General features: G+C 69.9%; 4 protein-coding genes and 1 pseudogene. 3 read left to right on the top strand and 2 right to left on the bottom strand.

Going from position 1 to position 3,872, the window contains the following annotated elements:
- Nucleotides 1-499 (top strand): annotated as a pseudogene (locus tag CVO76_RS15875) (radical SAM family heme chaperone HemW); the annotation flags it as partial.
- 110 nt (nucleotides 500-609) lie between these two features.
- Here the strand turns inward: CVO76_RS15875 and CVO76_RS15880 are convergent.
- Together CVO76_RS15880 and CVO76_RS15885 are read right to left on the bottom strand one after the other, a co-directional pair.
- A complete protein-coding gene (locus CVO76_RS15880) occupies nucleotides 610-1,026 on the bottom strand; it encodes a DUF4870 domain-containing protein (RefSeq protein WP_133080562.1) in 417 nt (138 codons plus the stop codon).
- A gap of 78 nt (nucleotides 1,027-1,104) precedes the next feature.
- A complete protein-coding gene (locus tag CVO76_RS15885) occupies nucleotides 1,105-1,956 on the bottom strand; it encodes a DUF3097 domain-containing protein (RefSeq protein WP_208740080.1) in 852 nt (283 codons plus the stop codon).
- Between the two features lie 164 nt (nucleotides 1,957-2,120).
- Here CVO76_RS15885 and hrcA point away from each other — a divergent pair, with 164 nt between their 5' ends.
- Nucleotides 2,121-3,134, top strand: a complete 1,014-nt coding sequence (gene hrcA / locus CVO76_RS15890) for a heat-inducible transcriptional repressor HrcA (protein ID WP_133080560.1) — start codon at nucleotides 2,121-2,123, stop codon at nucleotides 3,132-3,134.
- A 104-nt stretch (nucleotides 3,135-3,238) separates the two neighbouring features.
- Nucleotides 3,239-3,872 (top strand): DnaJ domain-containing protein (locus tag CVO76_RS15895; RefSeq protein WP_208740081.1); only part of this gene is annotated, 634 nt, incomplete at its 3' end.

Below are 3,872 nucleotides of genomic sequence, written 5' to 3' on the forward strand. Positions count from 1 at the left end.
GCCCATCGACGACGACGACCACGCGGACAAGTACGCCCTCGCGGAGGAGATGCTGACCGCCGGCGGCCTGCACTGGTACGAGGTCAGCAACTGGGCGCGGACGCCCGCCGACGAATGTCGCCACAATCTGGCCTACTGGCGAGGGAGCGACTGGTGGGGCGCCGGCCCGGGTGCGCATTCGCACGTCGGCGGCACGCGCTGGTGGAACGTGAAGCATCCGCGTCCGTACGCCGAGGCTCTCGGGATCGGGCGGTCACCCGCGGCCGGACGCGAGATCCTGTCGGCGGAGGATCGCTACGTCGAGGACGTCATGCTGCGCGTACGGCTCCGTGAGGGGCTTCCGACCGGCTCCCTGACGGCGACGGGCCGCAGGGCGATCGCCGGGCTGATCGCCGACGGGCTCGTCGAGCCTGCCGCAGCTTTCGCGGGCCGCGTCGTCCTGACCTTCCAGGGCAGGCTGCTCGCGGACGCCGTCGTGCGGAGACTGCTGCCGGACTGACCGCACGGTCGTGCGGGCGGCGCGGGCCGGGGCCGCTGATGACGGCCGGGCGCGCCGTCGGTGGATCGGGAGACCCATGACCGGGACCGGCGGATGCGGCGCCCGGGCGGTCAGCGGACGAGGCGCAGGTTCAGCGGGTACCGGTAGGGTCGCCCGCGGTTGACCTGGATGCCGGCGTTGACCGAGAAGATGGTGATCGTGACCCAGATGAGGGCGTTCACGACGGCGAAGATCCCGCCGATGACCGGCACCAGCGACAGGAGCCAGGCGACCAGCGCGAGGATCGTCGGCGGCAGCGTGAAGTTCAGTGCCTCCTTGGACTCCTGCGCGGTGAAGGGGCCCCTGTCCTTGAAGATGAGGAAGATCAGCAGGGACGGGATGAATCCCAGGATGCCGCCGAAGTGTGCCAGGGTGGCGAACTGGCGGTCCTCCGACGCGGTCAGTGGAAGGGCGTTGGCCGGCGTTCCTTCGAACGCGGACTGGGACTCGCCCCGTCCGTGGTGCTGGTGGTCGGCGGTGTTGGGCAACTTCGATTCCTTTGCTGGCGGCGGAACATTTCCCCCGGATCGTGCTCCAAGGATACGTGGTGGTCGGGCGCCGACCGCTCAGGCGGGACCTGCCGGAGCGGTCAGGAAGTCGATGACCTCCTCGACGCGGCCCAGCAGCGAGGGCTCCAGATCCGCGTAGGTGCTGACCCCCGCGAGGATGCGCCTCCACCCGTGGGCGATCGCGGCCTGGTCGGCGTGGGGCCAGCCCAGGCCGGCGAGGATGCCCGTCTTCCAGTCCTGGTGGCGGGGGACCACGGGCCAGGCCTCGAGCCCGAGGGCTGCCGGCTTCACGGCCTGCCACACATCGACGTAGGGGTGGCCCACGATCAGGACGTGGCTGCGGGCGCCGGGCACGGTCATCGCCTGCTGGGCGATGCGGGACTCCTTGGTGCCGGGCAGCAGGTGGTCGACGAGGATCCCCAGCCGGCGGTTCGGGCCGGGGCCGAAGTCCCGGACGGCTCCCTCGAGGTCGTCGACACCGTGCAACGGCTCGACGACGATGCCCTCGAGCCGGAGGTCGTCGCCCCAGACCTTCTCGACCAGTTCGGCGTCGTGCTTCCCCTCCACCCAGATCCTGCTGGCCCGGGCCGTCCTCGCCCGTGCACCCTCGACCCGCACGGACCCGGAGGCGGTACGCAGGGACGCGGGCGCCGTCCGCGCGACGGGTGCGACGACGTGCACGGGTGCGCCGTCGAGGAGGAAGCCATGGCCCAGCCGGAACGTGCGGTGCTTGCCGCGGCGATCCTCGAGGACCATCACGTGCAGCCCGCCGGACTTCTCGACGCGGATCACGGCGCCCACGAAACCGCTCTGGACGTCCTCGAGGACCATGTCCTTCTCGACGGGCACATCGGGCAGCGCGACCCTCCTGGGCGTCGAGATGTCCTGTGCCCCCCAGCCGTGGTCCATGCCGAGCCCGTCCTTCCCGCGAGGGCACCGGCGGTCTGCCGCAGCCCGGGTTCCCAATGCTAACAATCGGCCCGGACGTACTAGACTTGGCACTTGGGTGTGTCGAGTGCTAATCGCCTCCGGCCGCCCGGGAAGCGAGTGTGGAACCCGGAGGTGACATCGAAGTGAGTGAACCACGACGCCTGGAGGTCCTCCGGGCGATCGTCGAGGACTACGTCCATTCGCGGGAGCCCGTCGGCTCCAAGGCCCTCGTCGACCGCCACCAGCTCGGTGTCTCGTCCGCCACCATCCGTAACGACATGGCCGTCCTCGAGGAGGAGGGCCTGATCGCCGCACCCCACACGAGTTCGGGCCGGATCCCCACGGACAAGGGCTACCGGCTCTTCGTGGATCGCATCTCGGAGGTTAAGCCCCTCTCCGCGCCGGAGAAGAAGGCCATCCAGACGCTGCTCGAAGGAGCGGAGGACCTCGACGACGTGATGGACCGGACGGTCCGGCTGCTGGCGCAGCTCACCAACCAGGTGGCCGTGGTGCAGTTCCCCCGGGTCGGTGGGGCCTCGGTGCGCCACATCGAATTCGTGCTGCTCGCGCCGCAGCAGATCCTCGTGGTCCTGATCGCGACGAACGGCACGGTCCAGCAACGGATCGTCCGGACGCACGCCGATCTCCAGGAGGCCGAGCTGGCGGAGCTGAAGCAGCGGATCCTCTCCGCGGTGTCGGGTGTGAAGCTCTCCGCCCTGCCCGGCGAGCTCGCGGTCGCGGCCTCGCAGCTTCCTCCTGCACTGCGGGCCCACGGGAGTACCATCGGAAGGGCGCTCGAGCAGCTCGCGGGACTCGGCCGTGACGACCGTATCCTGCTGGCGGGTACCGCGAACCTCGCGCGGTCCACGGGCGACTTCCCGCTGAGCATCGGGCCCATCCTCGAGGCGCTGGAGGAGCAGGTGGTGATGCTCCGTCTCCTGTCCGAGATGGAGTACGACGCGCGGGGGATCTCGGTGAGGATCGGCAGCGAGAACCCCTACGGGGGCCTGTCGGAGGCCTCCGTGGTCGCGACGGGCTACGGCCCGGATGCCGGTGCGAAGCTCGGCATCCTCGGACCCACCCGGATGGACTATCCGACGACGATGGCCGCGGTGCGCGCCGTCGCCCGCTATCTCTCGAGGATCCTCGAGGAGTAGCCTCCGGCCCTGATCCGGGCGGTATCCCGCGATCCGGGCAGTATTCCGCCGGCCCGGCCGGCGAGCACAAGACAGAAGTCTCCAACAGGAAGTGATGTGCACGAGTGAGTAATCACTATGAGGTCCTCGGTGTGGCGCAGGGTGCGACCGGGGAGGAAATCAAGAAGGCGTACCGCAAGCTCGCGCGGAAGCTCCACCCGGACGTGAACCCCGGTGAGGACGCGTCGGAGGAGTTCAAGCGCGTCAGCCACGCCTACGAGGTCCTGTCGGATCCCCAGAAGCGGCGGGTCTACGACACGACGGGCAACGAGAACGGGACCGACAACGGCTACGGCTCGGGCTACTCGGGCTCGGGCTTCGCCTTCCAGGACATCTTCGAGACCTTCTTCGGCGGAGGCGGCCAGCAGCCGGGTGCTCCTTCGCGGACGCGTCGCGGGCAGGACGCGCTCATCAACGTGCGCATCGACCTGAAGGATGCCGTCTTCGGCACGAACAAGAAGATCGAGGTGGACACCGCGGAGGTGTGCCCCACCTGCGACGGCACGTGCTGCCAGCCCGGCACCTCGCCCCGCACCTGCGACATCTGCGGTGGTTCGGGCCAGGTCCAGCGGGCCGTGCGCTCGATCCTCGGCCAGGTCATGACGAGCGCGCCCTGCGGCACCTGCCAGGGGTACGGCACGGTCATCCCCAGCCCGTGCCACGAGTGCAGCGGCGAGGGGCGCATCCCTCACCCTCCTG

The sequence above is a fragment of the Arthrobacter agilis genome, from assembly GCF_002953615.1.
GTDB classification, from domain to species: domain Bacteria; phylum Actinomycetota; class Actinomycetes; order Actinomycetales; family Micrococcaceae; genus Arthrobacter_D; species Arthrobacter_D agilis_B.

Coding starts and splice junctions, on each gene's coding strand:
- CVO76_RS15885 (WP_208740080.1), bottom strand. CDS start 1,956: ATGGACCACGGCTGGGGGGCACAGGACATCTCGACGCCCAGGAGGGTC.